General features: G+C 65.9%; 17 protein-coding genes. 4 read left to right on the plus strand and 13 right to left on the minus strand.

All coding sequences use genetic code 11. The features are described from left to right. Positions 1-132 precede the first annotated feature (132 nt). Positions 133-1,407 carry an MFS transporter gene (locus tag F8568_RS43210; RefSeq protein WP_160573978.1) on the plus strand — a complete coding sequence of 425 codons (1,275 nt, stop codon included), beginning with the start codon at positions 133-135 and terminating at the stop codon, positions 1,405-1,407. 186 nt (positions 1,408-1,593) lie between these two features. Here the strand turns inward: F8568_RS43210 and F8568_RS43215 are convergent, their stop codons facing one another. The 5 genes from F8568_RS43215 to F8568_RS43235 all read right to left on the minus strand — a co-directional run bounded on the left by F8568_RS43215 (position 1,594) and on the right by F8568_RS43235 (position 5,111). Beyond that, positions 1,594-2,148, minus strand: a complete 555-nt coding sequence (locus F8568_RS43215; RefSeq protein ID WP_202126045.1) for a GAF domain-containing protein — start codon at positions 2,146-2,148, stop codon at positions 1,594-1,596. A gap of 64 nt (positions 2,149-2,212) precedes the next feature. Next, a complete protein-coding gene (locus F8568_RS43220) occupies positions 2,213-2,788 on the minus strand; it encodes a GTP-binding protein (RefSeq protein WP_151599964.1) in 576 nt (191 codons plus the stop codon). Beyond that, positions 2,769-3,140: a DUF742 domain-containing protein gene (locus F8568_RS43225; protein ID WP_328601301.1), complete on the minus strand. Its 372-nt coding sequence runs from the start codon at positions 3,138-3,140 to the stop codon at positions 2,769-2,771. Before F8568_RS43225 ends, F8568_RS43220 begins: the two co-directional genes overlap by 20 nt. Next, on the minus strand, positions 3,137-3,568 hold the full coding sequence (locus F8568_RS43230) for a roadblock/LC7 domain-containing protein (RefSeq protein ID WP_151599965.1): 432 nt from the start codon (positions 3,566-3,568) through the stop codon (positions 3,137-3,139). Before F8568_RS43230 ends, F8568_RS43225 begins: the two co-directional genes overlap by 4 nt. A gap of 10 nt (positions 3,569-3,578) precedes the next feature. Next, on the minus strand, positions 3,579-5,111 hold the full coding sequence (locus tag F8568_RS43235) for a sensor histidine kinase (RefSeq protein ID WP_160573979.1): 1,533 nt from the start codon (positions 5,109-5,111) through the stop codon (positions 3,579-3,581). A 362-nt stretch (positions 5,112-5,473) separates the two neighbouring features. Between F8568_RS43235 and F8568_RS43240 the strand changes: the two genes are divergently transcribed. After that, complete coding sequence (locus tag F8568_RS43240) at positions 5,474-5,650, plus strand: hypothetical protein (RefSeq protein WP_160573980.1); 177 nt, start codon at positions 5,474-5,476, stop codon at positions 5,648-5,650. Positions 5,651-5,694: 44 nt separating this feature from the next. Here F8568_RS43240 and F8568_RS43245 read toward each other — a convergent pair whose 3' ends face one another. Together F8568_RS43245 and F8568_RS43250 are read right to left on the minus strand one after the other, a co-directional pair. Next, positions 5,695-6,129 carry a hypothetical protein gene (locus F8568_RS43245; protein ID WP_151599967.1) on the minus strand — a complete coding sequence of 145 codons (435 nt, stop codon included), beginning with the start codon at positions 6,127-6,129 and terminating at the stop codon, positions 5,695-5,697. 11 nt (positions 6,130-6,140) lie between these two features. Next, the gene (locus tag F8568_RS43250) at positions 6,141-7,034 is read right to left on the minus strand and encodes a sigma-70 family RNA polymerase sigma factor (protein WP_151599968.1); all 894 of its coding nucleotides are present in this window, start codon (positions 7,032-7,034) and stop codon (positions 6,141-6,143) included. Between the two features lie 592 nt (positions 7,035-7,626). Here F8568_RS43250 and F8568_RS43255 point away from each other — a divergent pair. Then, positions 7,627-8,376 carry a hypothetical protein gene (locus F8568_RS43255; protein WP_151599969.1) on the plus strand — a complete coding sequence of 250 codons (750 nt, stop codon included), beginning with the start codon at positions 7,627-7,629 and terminating at the stop codon, positions 8,374-8,376. Here the strand turns inward: F8568_RS43255 and F8568_RS43260 are convergent. Then, positions 8,333-9,043 (minus strand): response regulator transcription factor, encoded by a 711-nt coding sequence (locus F8568_RS43260; RefSeq protein ID WP_160573981.1) that lies wholly within the window; start codon positions 9,041-9,043, stop codon positions 8,333-8,335. The genes F8568_RS43255 and F8568_RS43260 overlap by 44 nt on opposite strands. Before the next feature lie 177 nt (positions 9,044-9,220). On the opposite strand from F8568_RS43260, the gene F8568_RS43265 reads away from it, so the two are divergent. Further along, on the plus strand, positions 9,221-9,577 hold the full coding sequence (locus tag F8568_RS43265) for a response regulator (RefSeq protein ID WP_151599971.1): 357 nt from the start codon (positions 9,221-9,223) through the stop codon (positions 9,575-9,577). 13 nt (positions 9,578-9,590) lie between these two features. On the opposite strand, the gene F8568_RS50830 is transcribed toward F8568_RS43265, so the two are convergent. From F8568_RS50830 to F8568_RS51365, 5 genes are all read right to left on the minus strand, one after another. Next, a complete protein-coding gene (locus tag F8568_RS50830; protein ID WP_160573982.1) occupies positions 9,591-11,552 on the minus strand; it encodes a sensor histidine kinase in 1,962 nt (653 codons plus the stop codon). A gap of 1,472 nt (positions 11,553-13,024) precedes the next feature. Next, positions 13,025-14,050, minus strand: a complete 1,026-nt coding sequence (locus tag F8568_RS43285) for a phosphodiester glycosidase family protein (RefSeq protein ID WP_151599973.1) — start codon at positions 14,048-14,050, stop codon at positions 13,025-13,027. 602 nt (positions 14,051-14,652) lie between these two features. After that, entirely contained in the window at positions 14,653-16,515 is a 1,863-nt protein-coding gene (locus tag F8568_RS43290) for a type IV secretory system conjugative DNA transfer family protein (RefSeq protein ID WP_151599975.1), read from the minus strand. A gap of 682 nt (positions 16,516-17,197) precedes the next feature. Continuing rightward, positions 17,198-18,835: an NlpC/P60 family protein gene (locus F8568_RS43295; protein WP_151599976.1), complete on the minus strand. Its 1,638-nt coding sequence runs from the start codon at positions 18,833-18,835 to the stop codon at positions 17,198-17,200. A 42-nt stretch (positions 18,836-18,877) separates the two neighbouring features. Then, positions 18,878-19,510: a DUF6668 family protein gene (locus F8568_RS51365; protein WP_360753999.1), complete on the minus strand. Its 633-nt coding sequence runs from the start codon at positions 19,508-19,510 to the stop codon at positions 18,878-18,880. Between the last annotated feature and the right edge of the window lie 310 nt (positions 19,511-19,820).

Here is a 19,820-nt window from a genome sequence, read left to right on the forward strand (position 1 = left end):
TGAGCTCGCACCCCTGAGAAGGTCGCCTCCGCGGATGGGGCGCGCGGATGCCGGGTTCCGCGCATCCGCGCGCTCACAGATGGGTGTGAGAAGTACTCCGAGAAAGCTGAGCTCATCAAGGCGTGGGGGACCGTGTCAGCGGATCGGACGGCCACGTTCGCCGACCTCTTTCGGGTCGGCGAATACCGGGCGCTATTGATCGCCAACCTGATCTCCAATCTGGGGGACCAACTCGCCCGGGTGAGTCTCGCCCTCCTGGTCTTCGACAGCAGCGGTTCATCATTCCTCACCGCGCTGACCTACGCGCTGACCCTGCTCCCCGCGATGGTGGGCGGGCCGCTGCTGGGCGGGCTGGCCGACCGGTACCCACGTCGCGACCTGCTCATCGCGTCCAATCTGATCCGAACCATCCTTGCCGCGGCGATGGCACTGCCCATGTTGCCCTTGGCCGCGGTGTACGCACTGGTGTTCGCGTTGGCACTCCTGGACGCGCCGGAACGGGCCGCACGCACCGCCCTGGTCCGGGACCTGCTGTCCGGGGATCTCTACACGCTCGGAGTGGCGACCAATCAACTCACGTACCAAGTGACCCTGCTGGCAGGGTTCGGTGCTGGCGCCATGGTCGTGACCTCGATCGGCCCATATTCAGCCCTGGCGGTCAACGCCACGACATTCGCCTGCTGTGCGCTGCTTCTTTGGACATGTCTTCGACCGCGTCCCGCTCTGCCCGCAGCAGGACGAAGAAGCTGGCGAGTTGAACTCGCCGAGACATTCCGGCTGATAGCCGGTTCGCCGCAACTGCGCGCGATCCTCGCCCTCGCTCTGCTCGCGGGATACTTCGTGGTCCCCGTGGGCCTCGCCGTTCCGTACGCCGCTCAGATCCACCTGCCGACGCGGCTAGTGGGCCTGCTGCTAGCCGCCGTCCCGGCCGGAAACGTGGTCGGCATGGTCGTGATCGGCCGATTGCTGCGGCAAAGGACGCGGGTCACGGTCATGGGACCGCTGGCGGCGCTGGCCGGGCTCCCGCTCACCGCCTGCGTCCTGCACCCGGGGGCCACCGGATCCCTGACCCTGTTCGGTCTCACCGGTGTGGCCGCGGCCTATCAGGTGATCGCGCAGGCGGAGTTCGTGCGGGCCGTGCCCGCCCACCGGCGCGGTCAGGCCCTCGGCCTGGCGGCCCCGGCGATCACCGCCGTCCAGGGTGCGGGGGCCTTGCTCGGCGGCCTGCTCGCCGACCACATCGGCCCCGCCTACACGATCGCGCTCACAGGGACCGCGGGCCTGGTCACCGGGATTCCGCTGGCTATCGTCTGGCACAGGGTCCGTACGAGCGCACCCACCGTTCCCGGGCCCGATCGCGACGCCGCGGACACGCCGACCGCGCGTGATCCGGCTCGAGGGCCGTGAGGCGCCCCTTGGCCGCCGAGGAGATGTTGCCAGGGAGCACAACAGGGCTCACCTTCGCTCACCTCCACCTTGACCCGGTGACGGCCGGGCTTGGCGAGCCTTCCCCGCCGGCCTGCAATCCCGGCCGGCGGGGAAGGCTCATCGCGGTGACGGTACCGCGGGAGTTTTCTCAGCGGGCATTGCCGCTCACGACTCCGGCCGATCCGGCACGAGCCCGGATCCGTCGCCCGGGCGCGCTCGGCGCTCGATCTTGCGCATGAGTTCGGCGGCCCGGGACTTTATGTACGCGATCCCGTCCGCTCCCCACTCACGAGTCTTCGTGTCGATGACGGCGACGGTCCCGAGCGCCACCGTCCCATCGATCAGCGGAGCCCCCAGATAGGAGCGGACCCCGATCGCATCGACCACTGGATTGCCAGCGAAAATGTGGTAGTCGTTCACCTCGTCCAGCGCCAGCGCGTGCATGCGCGCGGTTGCGTAGATGCAGAAACCACTGTCGCAGGACATCACCCGGAAGGGGTCGTTCTTCGGGTCCACGCCCCTTTCCTCGGAGGATGGATAGATCCCTGCGAAGAACTGCCGCTCCGGACCGATGATGTTAACGCCCGCGATGGGCGTGTCCAGATCCTTTGCCAAGGCCGCGGCGAACTCGTCGAACTCGGGGTTCGGGTCCTCGCTCAGGAGGTCGAGTTCTCGCAACCGCGCGGTACGGCGATGCACGTCACGGTCGACGGGGGTCACGAATCGAAAGGCTGGAGAAAGAGTCACTCGGCACTCCTCATTTCCTTTTTGGTTGGATTTGGGCTTAGTGCGGGGCTAGTGTGTCTAGAAGGTATTTGATCAGAGAGCGCAGGACAAAATTCGCGGAGCGGGGCTCTCTGGCATCGCACAGCACGATCGGGACGTCCGGATCGAGCCCGAGAGCAGCGCGCACTTCTGCGGCTTCGTAACGGAACGCGTCGTCGAATTGGTTCACGGCGACCAGGAAAAATATACCTCCGCGTTCGAAGAAGTCCACCGCGGCGAAGCATTCCTCGAGATGGCGGGTATCGGCCAGGATCACCGCGCCGAGCGCCCCGTCGGCCAGTTCCTTCCACATGAACCAGAAACGTTCCTGCCCGGGCATTCCGAACAGATACAGCACGATGTCGTGCTGCTCGATGGTGATACGACCGAAGTCCATGGCGACGGTGGTGGTCGACTTGCTCTGCACCCGGCTCACGTCGTCGACGCCGACGCTGGCTGTGGTCACGATCTCCTCCGTGTTCAACGGCTCGATTTCGCTAGCCGAACCAACGAAGGTCGTCTTTCCAACGCCGAAGCCGCCCGCGATCAGGACCTTGACCTGTGTCGAGGCGACTTCAGATTCGCTGTAGACCATCGAGAAGTCTCTCCAGAAGAGCTCTGTCGTGCGCAGGGGCACGAGGACTTGGTGCCTGGGGGGCTATGGCGCCGCAGTCAACCAGGTCGGCCAGAAGGACTTTCATCACCACCACGGGAAGACGCATACGCGCCGCCAATTCGGCGACTGAGATCGGCCTGCGGCACAGTTCGAGCACCTGAACGTGCTCCAGCTCCAGTGCCGAGCCGGCACGGCCGGTGCTGACCAGCATCGTGAGCAGATCCAACTCCACCTTCGGGCGGGTCCGCCCCCCGTTCACGGTGTATGCGCGTACCAGCGGCCCGGCCGCGTCGTCGACCCAGACCCTGTCCTCCCGACCGGCCACGATCACCGCATCCGGTCATCGGCCGCGGCGGGCGCCGGGCGGGGGGCGGTGCCCAGGAAGGGGCGGACGGCTTTGATCAGGCGGGCCATCTCGAATCCGATGACGGCCGGGTCGGCACTCCCCTCCGCCAGCACCGCGAGGACCGAGTTGAACCCGGCCCACGAAATGAACAGCTGACTGGAGTGGAGTTCGACCACGACCTGCCGGACATCGGTCCCGTTGTCGAATCTCGTGCTCGCGCTACGTGACATGGAGAACAGGCCGGAGGCGAGCGCCGCGAGATATTCTGAATTGGTGCGGTCCAGGCCGTGGCGGGCTTTTACCATTCCGTCGGAGGACAGTAGGACGCTGCCACGGATCGCCGGAACCTCTTGAGCCAGCCCCTTGAGGAGCCAGGCCAGGTCCGCCAGCTGGTTCGAAGTGGTGCCGGCCATTGGACGCTCCTTACGGGTTCATGGTGGATGAGGGGTCGATGCCATTCGGGCCATTAGCAGGACGTGGTTGCTCGGCATCACGCATCCCCTGACGAAAAGCCGCCATCAGGCCGTGATTGAGCTGGACGTCCTCGGCGCTGTCCAGCGCCAGGGGTGCCTCTGTTGGTTCAGGGGCGAAGTTTGTCTGGGCGCGCCGCTTCGGCAGTTCCGGACGGCCGTCTTCGGCCACGGGAGACGTTGAGCCGGGCTGACGGTCCGGCCGGTCGGTCATGGTCGCCCACTCGTCCGGCCACGGCTCGGACGGCGCTGCACTGTAGGTGTCGTCGGTATTCGGTGAACTCGGTACCGGGCTCGGAGGGGGCCCGTACCGATCCCGAGACGGAGGCGCCGGGGGCAGGCCCGGCGAGGGGGCCGGCACGGAGCCGGGGAAGTCGGCTGGCGGCGCCGGATGAGCATCGATGCCCGGCACTTCCGAACCGATCAGCTCGTGCGGAATCACCACGACCGCCTGTGTCCCGCCGTAGATGTTCGCCTGCAGCCTGACGGCGATTTTGTGTCGGCGTGAAAGTGCGGCCACGACGAGGAGGCCGATGCGCCCCTCCTCCAGCAAACGGTCGTCGCCGAGCCGTTCCGCGTCGTACAGGAGGTCGTTCAGCCGGTGCTGGGCTTCCACCGGTATTCCGAGGCCGCGATCTTCGATTTCGACTGCGAGCCCGGCGGTCACCGTCTCCACCCGGACGAACACCTCCGTGTGCGGCGGAGCGAACTTCGTGGCGTTCTCGATGAGTTCGGCCAGAAGATGGACGACGTCGGAGACCGCGCCCCCGTCGAGGGTGCCTTCGACGGGGGGAACCACTTTGACCCGGGCGTACTGCTCGACTTCGGCGATTGCCGAGCGAAGCACCTCGTGCACGGAGACCGGCCTGCTCCACTGGCGGCGTGGGGCGGCTCCGCCGACGACGGCGAGGCTTTCGGCCTGGCGGCGCACCCGGGCCGTAAGATGATCGATTCGGAAGAGTTCCTTGAGGAGATCCGGGTCCTCGACCCGGTTCTCCAACTCGTCGAGGCTCTGGAGCGCCCGATGCAGCAATGTCTGCATCCGCAGGGAGAGATTGACGAACACCTCTACTCTGCGCTCGAGGCCGTTTGCAGGCTCCTGCCGGGTCGCCGACTCGACAAGAGCGTTCCATGCCTCGTTGTGAGCCTTCTGCAACTCCCATCCGAGCCGCTCGGCCGGGTCCGCGGTCTCGGCCGGTTGAGAATCGACGGCACGAAGCGACGGGATCTCGCCGGCCGCGATCCGATTGCCGAGGTCCCGTAGTTCCTCTCTGCCGTGGAGTACCAGGCCGGCCAATGCGTCAAGTCGGGAGTGGGCTCCCTCACCTCTCTGGGCCGGCGCGGCGGGCATCGGCCGTGCCCGGCGGGCTGTCGCCTCAGCCGCGAGGGCGGCGCCGAAAAGAACCCCTGCCGCTGCCATAGCGATGACGACGAGCGCCCATCGAACCTTCACCGGCAACGGCTCGGTCCTGATCAGGATCGTCACCGCGAGCAGTCCAAGACCCGCCATCAGGGCCGAGGGGATGACCGCCGCGCACAACTGGACGACACGATCGTCGGCAGGTCGCCTTCGTCGCCGACGGGACGGGCGGGTCGCCCCCGTTGTGCCTCGGCGTGCAGGGACCGTGGTGTGCGGCGAAGGCTCAGGCATCGGCGTCCTTGGTTCGGCTGATAAAGCTATAGGGGCTACCGTCCTGAGTTACGTGGAAGGCGCACGGGCATATCCATAGCTGTGGAAGCCGCGGGGGCGCGGTTCCCGCGTTGCGGGGACCAGTGGGTGCGGCCGAACACCGGTGGCGTCGGACGGTAGGACCTGTGACGCATCCTCTCCGGCCCCGCCCCCCGCACATGGTCGCCCTGGCGGATCAGATGAAGGCGGCCCTTCGTGACAAGGACGGTGATCGTTTCGCTCACACCGTCCGTGCGCTTTACCTGCACGACCCTGCCGCAGCCAAGATGATCCTGCGGGAAGGGCTGCGGCAGGCGGCCGGTTCCGAGCCCCGCCTGAAGCCTCCGGGACGGTGACTTGCAGGGGCGCCGACCGGCGGCAAGGGCAGCGTGTTCGCCCGCTATCGGTCGAGGTTGATTTCGGCCCACGTCCACGAACCGTCGTCCATCGAGTGACGGCCGAACGCGGTGTTCGGCAGGTCGAGGTCGGCGAAGTCCGCCGAGCCGGCCCTGTGAGCGTGCCGTGCCGGGACTTTGTCGAAGATCTCGATACGGACGTATCGCCCGTCCTGGCGGTGGATGAGCCGGATCGCGACCTCCAGCTCGTCCGCCCGGCCCGCGGCCCGCATGCCGCACACCGCCTCACCCACCAGTTCGCTGACGGCGACCTCCGCGGCCACGGTGACGCGGAAGTTCTTCACCGCCCACCCCGCGAGAGCCGCGCTCAGGAGGCCCTCGGCGGCGCGTACGAGCCCCATGGTGGGCTGGTGGAACAGGACGTAGCAAGCCTTCTCGTCCGCCAGCGGGATTGTTGTCGTGCCCGGAATCCTGGTCATGGCGCATTCCCTCAGACGGCGTCGGCGATGGGCTCGTTGAGCTTGGCCAGAGCCTTCTGCTGTATTTGGCGAACTCCTTCACGAGACAGCCCGAGCTGTTCACCGATGACGCGCAGCGGCTGTTCCTCCTCCCCATCCAGGCCGAATCGGCGGGTCAGCACGTACAGTTCGCGTGTGTTGAGGTTCGGCAGTCCGTGATTGATGAGCGCACGCAGGTGGAACCGGAGTTGCACCTGGTCCTCGATGCTCGAGGACGGATCGGGGAGACGGTCCTCCCAGGGAATCGTGTCCTCACCCTGCCCGCCGATCGGCGCTTGGAGGCTCTCCAGGCGAGGCGCATCCAGGACTCGGTGGACCTGGGCTTCGGTGACTCCCGCTCGCCTGGCGATCTCGGCGTGATCGCAGACCGCGTCGGCTCCGTGGTCCTCCAGGAAGGCGCGCTCGGCGGCGAGGATGGCCGGGCGCTTCTCGAAGTCGCTGAGGTTGAGATTGGGGTGATCGGCGTCCCGGACGGCCCGCAGCACCTCGCGCTGGATCGGCTTGAACGCCCAACTGGCGAACGAGCCCCGCGCGGGATCGTAGGACGCGATGGCCCAGAGCAACCCGACCTTGCCGGCGCTCTGAAAATCCTCACTGTGCTGACTGGACCTTGAGGTGAACATGGCGACATACCGCCGCACGAGACCGTAGTTGGCGGCCATGATCTCGGACGTCAGATCGTCCAGCTCGCGCTCGTCCCGCCGCAATGCCGCCTCGGACACCTCGTCGAGGTCACCGGCTTCGGCCTTGGCCCGCAGCTCGGCGATGCGATCCGAGAGCTCTTTCCGGCGGGCGAAGAGTTCGTCGTTCCGGCTGTGGAGTTGGGTGGCGGGATGTCCGTCACCGGTCGGCTGCGCGATGTCCATCTCACTCTCTCCCTGGCTTGTTCTCCACGCAAGCTGCGAGGTGACGATCTCTAATAACGGTCGGTGCGGAAAAGAGGTCGTTGACAGGCCGATGACGGTGGCCGACGGCGGAAAACGTTCGGGATTCTCAAGCGGTAGGTCAGGGGAGTAGCCGTATGTCCAGGTAGGAGGCCATCGCTAAGGTCTACAGGCGTGGCCGGATCAGGGCCGCCGCCGTATTCCGTTGACACGTTATTGATCGCTAGTAGGCGGCACGTTGATGCGCCGGTGTCCCCGCGGTGCGGTTGTAGTGTGCGAATTGGCCGAACGACACGGGCTTGAGCGAAACAGCTTGCCGATCCGTGCGCGCACGGACTTTAGAGGGCATGGCGGAGGTTAAGCGTTCTGGTGGGGACGGGCGGCGACACCGCGCACCCGCGAGCCCGAGAGCAAACGGAGATTCAACGGACGATTCCGGCGGTCCAGGGCCGCGCTCACCGCTCGTCGGGTCGGTATCGGCATCGCGAGGGGCTACCACCGGCACGCGCGGGGAGCCTGACGTAGCTGGTCCGGATCAGCCCTCCACCGCCGGGTGCTGAGGTAAAACGGTTCAATGGGTTTCGCGTTGGTCCAGGCGCAGGCGGGAACGCCGCCTGGTGGTGTGGAGGAGCTGATCGGTGCGGGCGATGCTGCCCTGGATCGGGATTCCCTGGTCGTCGCAGGCCAGGCATTGACCTGGCAGACGACGTTCACGAGCGGCTCTCTTACCGCCGTTCCGCTGAATGAGACCTCCGCGATGGTCTTCAGCCGGGTCGGCGGGACAGGCTCGGGGCAGTGGCACGAGCGGTTCGCGCGAGGACTCGGTCACCGCATGGCGGGCGAGATCACCGTCGCCTCCGTCACCGCCGGACTCCTGGACGAAGCGGCCGGGATGGCCGAGGACTCCGAGATGCTCGGTTCCGCCATCGACGGGCTGGCGCGGCTGCTCACAGAGGTGGAAGAGGCGCAGATGATGGAGGTGTCCGCCGCCCGGATCGTCGCCGATACCCTCAGCACCCACGCCGCTCTCATGGGCGCACTCACCGATCAGCAGGTCTCCGAGCGGCGGCAGGGGGACTTCACCATCCATACCGTGCGTTCGACGTCCGCCGGTCTGCCGCGTCCCGCTCTCGAACGCGCTCGGGCGCGGGTCGGCCTCCCCTGGCCCACGCGGGTGGAGAACGGGTTAGGCAGTGACCTCGGGCTGGCCCGCTGGTGCACGGCCATGCAGGCTCACGGCCACCAGATGTGGTCGCGGCTGGAAGACGAGGGGATCCTCGTCACCGACCTGTGGCTGCGGAATCATCCGGTCTCGCAGGGATGAGGTATCCGTAGCCCGTCTGGGTCACGATCAGGCCATCGCCCAGCTTGCGGCGCAACCTCGAGATGTGCTCGGCCAGTGTCCGGGAGACGCCTCGGCTTGTTCCCCACACGTGCAGCATGAGTTCCTCTTTGGAGACCGCCCGGCCGCGGTTCGTCGCCAAGAACTCCAGGACGGCGTACTCCATGGGGGCGAGGCGCACCAGTTCTCCGTCCTTGAACACCTGGCGTGCGGCGAGATCGATCTTCACGGGCGGGAGTTCCAGCAGGTCTCCACGCGGGCTTTCGGCCCGCTGGGAGGTGCCCCCTGCGGCGCGCCGCAGCACGGCCTCGATTCTCGCGAGCAACACTTCGGGCTCGAACGGCTTGGCGACATAGTCGTCCCCGCCGAGCCGCAGCCCGAGAGCCTGGTCGTGCACCTCGGTACGGGCCGTCAGCAGGATCACCGGTATGTCATTCCCTTCCTCGCGGAGCTGGAGGACGAGGGAGAGACCGTTGACATCCGGGAGGTTGACGTCCAGCAGGGCGATGTCGACATCCCCACGGCGCAGCACCTGGCGCGCCAGCTCTCCGTTGGGCACCGACTCCACCAGGTGGTTGTGCTTTCGCAGAAGGCTTCGCACGACCTTCACCAGCCGTGGATCATCATCCACCACCAGTACCCGAGCCACGACCACATGTTATCTGCGCGGCCACAGTGATCGAAAGCCGAGTGGCAGAACGCGGGCGACTCCCGCTGGCTCCGTCCACCTCGGCTGACGGCTGAAGGCGGTGCGGGCAGCGCTGGTACGCTCCCTTGGGAGGTTTCCACCAGAACGGCAGCTTCTCCGGACGCAGAGGGCGAGAACATGCGGGTACTCATCGTTGAGGACTCCCGGGTTGGTCAGTTGCTCCACACCGTCCTGGAGCGCGACGGGCACGAGCCCGTCGTCGCCGAGAACGGCACGAACGGATGGTGCGAACTCACCGGCGCCACCCCGCCGCAGATGTTGATCCTGGACCGCATGCTTCCCGATATGGACGGCGCGGACCTGCTGACCCGGCTCCGCGGTGACGCCCGGACCGCTGCACTGCCCGTGCTCATGCTGACGGCGGCCGCTAGCACCTCTCGCGACCTCGACGACGGGACGCTGACCCGCGTTCTCGGCAAGCCTTTCGACCTCGTGGAACTGCGTCAGGTCCTTTCCGAACTCGCCGGCAACTGAACAACGATCACGATCAGGTTCGGCAGTCCTCCGGATGGTCTCCTCCGCGGCATCCGTCCCCGGTCGCGAGCGGAAGCCGCAGGTCCACCTGGAGGCCGCCCGACGGCGCGTCGACCAGCTGGATCTCTCCACCCATGACTGCCATCATCACCTCGGCGATGTGCAGGCCCATACCCGACCCGGGCAGGTCCTGGGTGGCGGCCGATCGATAGTAGGGCTTGAGGACCAACCGGCGTTCGTCCTCGGGGATCCCGGGTCCTTCGTCCGCGATGGAGATCACGCCGTGGTCGCCTTCCCTGTGCAGGGTCACGGTGATCTTGCCGTCGGGAGCGTACTTCTCCGCGTTGCCGAGCACCAAGAGCAGGCACTGGCGAAGCCGGACGGGATCGCCATGCACGATCATTTTCGCCGGCGTGACGGTGGTCGTGCGGGCCGCCACCGACGGAAGGATCTGCAGCGTCCTCCGCAGCAGGGACGGCAGGTCGACGGGCTCCCTCGCCGCGGCCGGTCGGGCGGAGGGGTCCTCGCCGAGTATCAGGACGAGATCCGCGATGACGTGGTGCATGATCTCGACGGCGTCGGTGATGGCCGTCAGCGAGGCCGCCTCGGCCTCGTCGCTGACGACGGTGCCCAGCAGTTGGGCATGACCGCTGATGCTGGTGAGCGGACCGTGCAGCTCGTGGTGGACCGATGCCAGGAGAAGATGCCGCATGTACTCCAGTTGACGGATCGCGGACTTGTCCACGAACACTGCGGTGCGGAGTCCGGACGCGCGCACATCGTCCGGGGTCGATGAGGAGATCTCGACCCAGAGCGAACGGCCGGTCGGCATGGTCAGCCGGGCGCTGCCGTTCACTCCGTTCACGAGGTCCAGCATCGAGCCGTCCTCGTCGGTCAGCGTGAACAGCTCCTCGGGCCTCCGCTGCAGGGCGTCGGCGGTGGGCGTGCCGGTCAGCCCGGCCATCGCAGCGTTCCAGACCACCACACGGCCGGACGGCTCAAGGGCGAGGATGGCGACGTCGGAGTGATCGATGGCCGCACTGAGCCTGGAACGCTCGCTCTCGAGATCGTGGGCGGCCCAGACGTTGGCCCAGAAGGCGCCCAAGGCGCGGCCAGTGCTTGTCATCGCCCCGCCCAGGACGCCGGCGACCATCCAGCGTGCCAGATACGGTCCGGTCCGCCGGGTCCAGCCCAGCAGTAGGTATCCGGCGTCCCGTCCGTCAGGAGCAGAGAGCGGAACGTAGACGGCAGCGCGCCAGCCGGGCGGCAGGGTTTCACGCTTGAGGATCTGGGGCCGTTCCGGCCGGGAGGGCCGCGTGAACCCGAGGTCGTCGTCCGGCCTGCATTGGACGGTGCCGTGGGCGGATGCCTCGACCAGCACGGTCCCGGACGGAAGAGTCGTGTGCATCCACAGCACGTCCGAGCCCAGGATGCGCCGAAGGTCGTCCACGAAGGGGACCAGATCCGCGACGGTGGTCCGCTGCACGGCGATCAGGTTGGGAAGCCTGAGCAGTTGCTGCGCGGTGCTGAGCGCGCTCTCGCGGGTCAGCAGGACACGGGTGTCCAGGTAGTGCGCGCTTCCGGGGATCAGAGCCAGCAGTCCCCATATCAGCTGCCCGCTTTGCAGTGCCTCAAGCACCAGAATGGCGAACGCGACGGCGAAGCCGGCTCTGGCGAGCCCCTCGCCGATCAATGCCGCCCGCACTGAGCGGCTGATGATGGCGTCGATCGCCATGGCGGCGACGGCGAGAACGCCGATCTGTGCGGTGGTCGGATCCACGGAGGGGAGACCCGCGGAACTCACCATGATGTCGGCGATCAAGAGCGCGAGCATCGTATCGATGGCATCGAGGACGGACTGTCGCGGCGCTCTGCGGAGGACCAGTGCCTTACCCAGCAGCACCATCCCGGCTCCGACCAGTACCACGACGGTGCCCTCGGCCAGGCAGAAACCCAGTGGGGCCGCGAAGGCCACGATCGAAGTCGTCGTCGAAGGGGGGCGTGTGAACCAGGTCCTGACCTGGGTCGCCGGCTGGGAGCGTCTCATGGAGCCCTCTGTGGGATGAAACGTGACGGGCACGTGTGCGGAGCCTGCAGCCATCTTCCTTCTTCTCGTGGTCTCCCGCATCCGCAGCCGGTCGTTCACCTGCCGTTCGTTGCGCGACGCCGGTTGAACCGGTGGTGCTGTGGACGGCCCCCGCACCCACAGAGGCATCACCTGTTCGCAGAGATTCGTCCGTCGTCGCACAGTTGGTCACGGCCCCGACCGTCCGGGTAACCACCTCGACCGCAAGCACTGAGGCGCATCCGGCATCGAGAGGTCACACAAACTGGTGACGATCATCGGCGGCGTCAGGGGGCAGCGGTCTCCCTGGAGGCGTATGCCCTGGCGCGGCAGGTCAGGCTACCGTGATGCGGGTTCGGTGGTGGGTGCACGTTGGCGTTGGCGCGATAGCCCTCAGCTGGCGGTCGAGGCGGTCATCCCGGCTGGCGCTCCCGACGAGACCATGCGTTCGGCGCCCATCGGCACGGTCCTGCTGGTCGCCGGCCTGCGCGCGCTGGGCGAGTCCTCGCAGCCCTAGCGCGCCGCTGATCGACGTCCCGGGAACGGTCCTGTACGTACTGGGAGTGGGGGGCGCTCACCTACGGGCTCCCAGTTCTTCGTCGACGTCCAGGGCAGCTCGATCCTGCGAGCTGAGGTACAGACCTTGCTGCCGCCCTTGCGATGGTCATTGCCAGCCCGTTCGCGGACCGGTTTGCCGCCCGGTACGCCCGCTACCGCATCCGCTGCCACCTTGGCGGCTAAGCTCGTCAACGAACTCGTCGAGGCCCCCGACGACAAGCAACTCTCCAAGACAATCGCCCGCTACGGCCGCGTCGACCTGCTCCGCCTCGACGACTAGGCTGTGCGCCACGAGGCGCTGAGAAAACCCAGCGGAAGGAGCGATCCGCCGCCGGTCATCGCAGTGACCGGTTGAAACGAGAGGCAGGTCAAGCCTCGGGTCGGGGTCAGGCCGGGAGCACCTCTGAGAGCCGGACGGGCACGCCCGCTCGGCAGGCGGGGACGAGGAGACCGACACCTGAAAGGGTGCACGGCGTCTCGTCCCCGACCTGACACATGGAGCTCGACAAACGCGGTGCCGACCTGCTCTTCCAGGTCCTCACCGAACGCGAGGAAAGAGCCAGCGCCGCCATCGTCTCCAACGAAAGCTTCGGCGGCTGGACAAGACCTTCACTGACCCCCGCCTCTGCGCCGCCATCGTCGCCCCGCTCACCTTCGGCGGCAACATCATCGAGACCAGCACCGACTCCTACCGCCTCGCCCAAACCCGCGCGAGCCAGCAAGCTTGACCAGCGGCCATGCCCGCCATCAGCCTCGACACCGCCGACGCCATCGAACTCGCCGAGCTCCTGCAGTTCACGCCGCCTTCGCCCTTGAGGGGTGGTTCAACGCGGGACGGCCACCAGGGCCATCGGCAGGGCCCAGCCCCGGTAGTCGAACAGTGGCCGCAGCAACTGAAGGTGGTCGCCGTGCACGGCCATCTCGTAGCGCCCGCAGAAGTCCCGTTGGTATCCGCTGGCCGATACCTTCTGGCAGGCGACCGGCCCGCCGTCAAGGTTCAGGGCGAGGCGCAGGTCGAGCTCGGTGCGGGGGAGGAACGCGGCGAGCGAGGGCAGGGAGAAATAGGCGTCACGGGTGGTGCCGACGATGATCCGCCCAGCGCGGTCCTGACCGAGGAAGCTGCGGTTGGCCAGCCACCGCTCGTCTTCGCCGGCGGTCCGGCCGCGCCCGTCGGCTCCCAGCAGCATCGGATAGGACACCATCGCCTGGCTCGCGCCGTCGGTGACCTGCCGCCAGTCGAGGCCGGCAAGGTCCACCAAGCGGGCGCTGCCCGAGCCACCGGGCCCGTCGGCCAGGAACGCCCCGTGCGTGGCCTGGTACGACGCAGGGCCGAGTCGGCGGCCGTCGCTGATCACGGGGGTGTCCGGCGTCCCGTCGTGGCCATAGTAGCTGCCGTTGACGACCAGCGACGCCCCGGTAGCCGCCATCCAGTCGCCGACGTCCCGGTCGCCGGCCGGGCGGTTGAGAACCCGGAACCGGTAGCGGGCCGGGTCGATCCGGCTGAGCAACAAGGCGTCCACGGGTTGCCCGCCCACCCGGACGGGCAACTCGGCGACTTCCAACCCCGCCGCCACCTGGCGCCAACGCACCGGTTCGGCCGGGTCGGGCGTGCGCTGCCCGGCCAGCGACAGCCGGATCCCTGGGGACAACCGAGAATCGTCCGGGGATACGTCGACCCAGGTGCTGGCGCCGCGGCGCAGCATCACATTCACGCCGTACCAGCCGCCGGCCGTCCCGTACGCCACCGCCACCGCCACCGCCGCCACCAGGACGGGAGCTAGGGACAGCGCCACGAGCCACCGCCATCGCCGTGACCACTGCAATGGCTGCAGGATTCTGATCCAGGTCATGCAGGTTATGATGCTTTACCTTCACGGCCGGTTCGGTGACTCATTTCACCCGTATGGACGGACACCTATCACGGCGTGATCGCGATGTGAGTGTCCGGCGGGGTGGCACGAAGAAGCCCTGTTAGACGGGGTCGATTACGGCACCCAAGCGCGGTCAAAACTCACGAACAAGTGCGGTCAGTTCCCCCGAACAAAACCACGGGAGCGATCACGAAATCTAACGGACACGGCTGAATAAGCCAGAGGCTGCGGCCGGTGTGCGGGCAGAGGTCGGCGGCTGCGGGGCTTCGGGCCGGGGCGGTGCGGCGGTCGGCCAGCGGTCCTGAGGTGACCTCGCCGACGAGCCATGGAGGCAGCCGCCGGGTGGTGCCGGCGGCCAGACGCCCAACCGGTAAAGGAGCGTAGCGCCGAGCGGCGTTGGTTCCAGGCGCGGGCCGCCGCATCCTCCGGCCGTCAGAGCTGACGGTGTCGGTATCCAGGCCGCGGCAGGCCTGAGTCCTCGGCTGCTTTGCCGAAGGAACTGCCGTTCGGATGCTGCTGCCGGTTCAGCCGGAGCAGCGCAGAACGCCGCGGTAGCGGCCTGAACAACGACATCGCTCGTGTCACAAGGAGGGCCAGGGATCCTCGTCGTCTGTGGTGGTCAGCAGGGGAGCGGTCTCGGCGTTCGGGGTGACCGTGGGAACGGTGTCAACGTTCGGCGTGGCCGGGGCGGGGGAACTCGGCGTTTGGCCGGCGGCCTGCATCCGGATCAGTTCCTCGACGGCCTGCTTGCCCGCCGCGATCTGGTCCCGGTCCTTCCGCTTCCACCACGGCGTGAGCCACATCTCGACGGGACGGGCCGTGCCCGCGACGAGGGCCGCGCGGCCGAAGGGCATGGTCCGGATCTCCTCGGGGCGCAGCGCGGGCTCCCCGTGCTGCTTGCCGACGAGATCGGAGAGCTCCGCCAGGTCCTTTGCGGTACCGGTGCCGCCTGAGATGACCCGGAAGGTGGCATTGTCCCACAGACGTGCGGCGCCCTCCGTCCCCCACTTGGCCCGCGCGTCCGCAAGCGACGTCAGATAGGCGTGGATGGTGATGCCGTAACCGCCGGACTCTCCCATGTACGTGGGGAGGCCCCCGATGGGGCAGATGTCGGTCACCTGGTTCAACTCGAAGGTGAGCGGCGGGTCGAGGCGGCTGGTCGGGTTCTTCATCGCCGCACCGCGTGCCGACCTGAAGAACTGTTCGACGATCGTGGTGACGATCGGGGCGATCCCTCCGTGGTCGATCTGCTGCTTGCTGACGAAGTACAGGGTGTTGCGGCCCTTGAGGAACTCCTTGTAATTGAACTCCTCACCGGGGGACGGAGAGAGGTCGTCGAGGATGTCGCCGATCGAGAAGCAACTCATCACCTGCATCACCCCGGACCAGAGGCGCTCGTCCCGCCGGTTGAACTCCAGTTGCGCCGAATATCCTGGGGCGACCCTGCCGTCGCGTTCGCCCTGACGCAGGATGTCCATCGCCTCGTCCGTGTTCGCCTCGTAAACCCAGCGCACCACCTCGCGAATGGTGAGGCCGCCGATCGCGCCCGCGTGCAACAGGCAGCGGATGACCGTGATCACACCGCCGAGCCCCTGGGCCCCCTCTCTCGCCATATCGAGGCCGCTGGTGGCGACGAGCGTGCCGGACCTGACCGCGGCGACGTTGGTGTCCTCGCATCCGTCCAAAAAGTTCCAGCGCATCCGATGCGGCCACGCCGTCCAGTTGAACGGATCGAAGACGTGCACCTCGCCGTACTGCGCCCGCACCATGGCGGTGTTGACGAACGTCTCCCGCCGACTGGAGGTGACGATGCAGGGACCAGGGGCGTCGATTGTGAAAGGCGTGACGAAGTGCACGTCCTTCCCCTGCCGCGGTGCCGCGACCACGATCATCATGTCTTCAAGGGACGTGTACAGCTTCCGCCGGGACCTGATGTCCCGCCCGATATAGAAACCGACTTCCTCGGGCTTCACTTCCCGCAAAGGCCGGCTCTGGAAGGACGGCCGGACTTGATACGCCTTGCTAAGCACGGTTCGGGCGCTGAGTAGTTTGCGGACCTCCCACCCGGACGCGAACCCAAGCCGCAGCCGCCGAACCGGCCGCCGCCGCCGCACATTCAGAACCAGCCGAATGCCGAAGTAGAGCCCTCCCGCAAGGGCTACGAGGAACACGAACAACAAAACGAAGAATACTGAGGCGGGCCCCACCGCACCCGCCGCCCCGGTCGGCCACGCCGCCCGCGGATTACTGGGATTCCGCAAGAATCGAAACGCGATTTCCGCGAAGTCCGAGGGGTTCGAGTCCGGCCACCCGCCACCCGCGATCACCCCGGACACCTGCCCCGCCAGCCAGGTAAGGAATCCGCCCGCCAAGCCGAGCACACTGACAAGAAGAGCCGCGCCGATGAAGACCGCATAAACCTCGTCGTCGTCGCTACTACTCACAAGAATCCCTACCTCGAAATGCGAGCCATTTTTTGGTTTTCGGGGAAGCTACATGGCGTCCTGGACGGTAATAGTTGAGACCTGCCAGGGACCGCTCTGGGCAGACCTGGCAAGAGTTACGTAGGCCACCTTCTTGGCAACCCTGCCCTTCCAGTGATCTCTCCCCGTAGGGAGTGTGGTCATCTCCCATTGGCGATAAGCGGCAGTCGGTCCGTCGGACGGCGCCCCGGCCTCCCGGACGAGCGGCCTAAGCCGTACCGAGAGGTAAACTCGGTGCCGCCGCCATTCATCTGGGACGTACTGCACAGGTTCCGCCTTGATTCTCGCCCAGAGGGCAGGGGTCAAGTACCGTGCCGCGCGTAGTCGCGCATCCCGCAATCCGGCGTCGGTGGAGCTGTCGACCGTGTACATGAGGATCAACGCCGCCCTTGACACCGCCGTCGCGTCCTTGAGATCGACCCGGCGCGGATCCGGCAACCCGCCGGGTATTCGAGGACTTCGTGATGGTGACGGTGAGACGCTGACCGTCGGAATAAGGCTCTTCACAACCGGATGAGATGGCCGCGCAGAGGCCTGCCCAGCCGATTTATGACCCTTCCCGCCACCACAGCCGGTTGCCAAGGCGGAAGCAGATATAACGCTGAATGCCAAGCAGATTCGCTTCGCCAAGACGCGGGTCATCTCACACCGCCGCCGACGATTCTGCTCCTAGCGGAGCCAATGCATGCACAGAGGGAGACTGCGCAATGCGAATCGCTCCCACATAGCCCATTTTTGACATCTCATCCAAGGTATTGAAGCGAACGAAAGCGCCCGAGTGTGGAGCTTCGACGACCCATCGCTTGCCATTGTATGGCCCGTAATAGATGCCGACATGTGCCGGGCCGGACTTCCCCTTCTCGCCATTCATGTGGAAAAATACCAAATCACCCGGGAGCAGTCGGTCGAGGTTTGTGATTTTAGTTCCGATGTTGCTATTCCACATGGATTGACTTGTTCGAGGGATCTTGATTTTATTGCCCGTCACCGTTTTGACGGTAAACACCACTAGGCCGGAGCAATCAAAACCTCCTTCACTAAGTGATTCTCCGCCCCAAACATATGGAATGGGGACGGAGTCGACTCGGTCTTGCACAGGTGGCGCATCCTTGTTCCTCATCGTGTATTTCGCAGCAAAAGCGGCCATCTTTCCACCGAGAGAACCTCCTCCGATTCCGGAAAGCCCAGTGGATGTGCAGCCTTTATCGGCATAATTGGGTGACCCAAGAGCATATTTCTTGGCGTATTGATTTGCCGCCGTGATGACATCATTCACATAGATCTGTGAATGGTTGTAGGAAAATATTGAGGAACGCAATTCTCCTGTTGTCAAGATTCTGCTCTTCAGGATTTTCGGGTCTGCGTCCTTGCCGAGAATATGTACTTTGAGAAGCTTTGCTGCAGTGAAGATCGCATCAGCGGGGTCCCATCGACTGACCTGGCCGTCATGGTTTCCGTCCACTGGACCTACTCCTTTCCACGTCGGCGCCAAGAACTGCATCGGCCCTCCTGCGCCGGCGAAGTTCTCGGTGCCCCAGCGAACGCCCGGAGCGAGCTTCCCATCACTCCCCTTGAGTGTGCCGTGCTGAGTTTCAATCCAGCCAATACCGGCCAGGATGTACCATGGTATATTCCATTCCGCTGCGGCGCTGCGGTAGAGCTTAAAATAGTTCTCGGGTATGGGGCCTGCGGATGGCGCCACGAGAGATATTGAATATGCTGTCGAAGTCACCCCATGGGTGCCACTCTTCTTGGGGGCCAGCTGCAACTGCTCTGGCTTGTCAACGCCATACGCGCGCCAAGTGGGACCATAGAATTTGGTAGCTCCACTTGCGATGCCATAAGTATTCACACCTGAGTGTGCGCCAGGCAGGGGAGAAGTACCGCGTCCGCTTTCCACTTGCCTGGCTCCAGCGAGACTTTTCCATGGGATCCCATGCCTCCAGGCACTCCCATAAAGTGGTTTGTAAGCCTTGAAGTCCGAGTAGTTTTTCGATATTTTCGCGGTTGTCGGCACGACCCTGGTCCCCCCTGAATGGTCAAGTGATGCGCAGGCCTGCTGCATTCCAGGGTTGCCGATCGGCAGGACCAGCAGGACGACTATGAACATAAAAAGGAGGACGAGCAGTCCAATGGTATTGCCCCCTGCCGCAAGGATTATTATCCTTATGCTGACGATGGTCAGCCTTCTGCCGGTGATCACCGGTTTTCTTGCTGGCATCTCAATCGACTCTTCCAGGTAAAACGCTCGTCCGAGTGGCCTCTCCAGGGCTTGCTGCATTCGAGTTAGGACGACTCTGTCTCGCCCCAGCTGAGCGCAATTTTAATGATGCTGATCGCTGAAGATTATGCGCTCAAGGTCCTTGACCAATCGTGAATAGGCGGACGGTAGCCTCACCTGATCCAGGGGAGCGCCCAGCCGCAAGGCCTCCACCCACGGAAGCTGCCATAGCCGTGGCACGCCTCCGGAGATCAGCTGCACGAGATCGTTCAGTGGCTTCGGACGCTTTCCAGGTGCGTCGGCGATCACTACCAGCCCTAGAAGCCGGACGTTCGGGAGGACGCCTGCAGCCCATTGGCGGGCGGCGGCCTGGGCCGCGCAGAGCCCGGACGCATGGCTGCGTGCGACGAGGAGCACGCTGGCCTGACCAGGGGACGAAGGGGTCGGCCAGTACCGTCCGGCACTCATGCTTCGCGGGATGAGGGCGGCCAACGTGGACGTGCCGGCTCCCCCGTGGCATGAAGACAGCCAGACGTTGGGGCCTTGGCCGCCGTAGCCTGCCAGTCCCAGAGAGCTCGTCGGTGGCGGCGCCAGGTGTGCCGGCACAACCACCTGGGCGCCGAGCTCCCCACCCGGGGCGTCCTGCGGTCGGGCGGAGTTCGCATTAGGAGCCGACGTGGCCGACACAGCCTTCAGAGTGGATGGCCGCTGCAGCCCGGTGCCGGGCAACGACATTTGCACCTCTGACGCCCCCTCTACCGAACTATCAAGTACTCGGTCGCCACGCTGACGACGCCGCAGTGCTCGTTCAGAACGGTTCGCAGGGCCACCTGTAGCGGCTGGCCCTGCGAACCGGCTCTGTGGTATCGACTGGAATCCAAAAGCCGGTAGCGCCGGATGGTTGTCGATTGACCTCCCGAGCAGCAGCTCCGTGTTACAGGACTGACCGTCCGTACGTTGTCATGATCGTCAAGCGCGGCGCCGCCAGATGGCTGCGGGTCGCATGGCTGCGGTGCATTCCGCCTATAGCTGGCAAGTGATAGCG

It is taken from the genome of Actinomadura physcomitrii (assembly GCF_008923205.2).
Taxonomy (GTDB): domain Bacteria; phylum Actinomycetota; class Actinomycetes; order Streptosporangiales; family Streptosporangiaceae; genus Spirillospora; species Spirillospora physcomitrii.

Coding starts and splice junctions, on each gene's coding strand:
- F8568_RS43220 (WP_151599964.1), bottom strand. CDS start 2,788: ATGGTCTACAGCGAATCTGAAGTCGCCTCGACACAGGTCAAGGTCCTG.
- F8568_RS43230 (WP_151599965.1), bottom strand. CDS start 3,568: ATGGCCGGCACCACTTCGAACCAGCTGGCGGACCTGGCCTGGCTCCTC.
- F8568_RS43240 (WP_160573980.1), top strand. CDS start 5,474: ATGGTCGCCCTGGCGGATCAGATGAAGGCGGCCCTTCGTGACAAGGAC.
- F8568_RS43245 (WP_151599967.1), bottom strand. CDS start 6,129: ATGACCAGGATTCCGGGCACGACAACAATCCCGCTGGCGGACGAGAAG.
- F8568_RS43250 (WP_151599968.1), bottom strand. CDS start 7,034: ATGGACATCGCGCAGCCGACCGGTGACGGACATCCCGCCACCCAACTC.
- F8568_RS43255 (WP_151599969.1), top strand. CDS start 7,627: ATGGGTTTCGCGTTGGTCCAGGCGCAGGCGGGAACGCCGCCTGGTGGT.
- F8568_RS43265 (WP_151599971.1), top strand. CDS start 9,221: ATGCGGGTACTCATCGTTGAGGACTCCCGGGTTGGTCAGTTGCTCCAC.
- F8568_RS43285 (WP_151599973.1), bottom strand. CDS start 14,050: ATGACCTGGATCAGAATCCTGCAGCCATTGCAGTGGTCACGGCGATGG.
- F8568_RS43295 (WP_151599976.1), bottom strand. CDS start 18,835: ATGCAGCAAGCCCTGGAGAGGCCACTCGGACGAGCGTTTTACCTGGAA.
- F8568_RS51365 (WP_360753999.1), bottom strand. CDS start 19,510: ATGTCGTTGCCCGGCACCGGGCTGCAGCGGCCATCCACTCTGAAGGCT.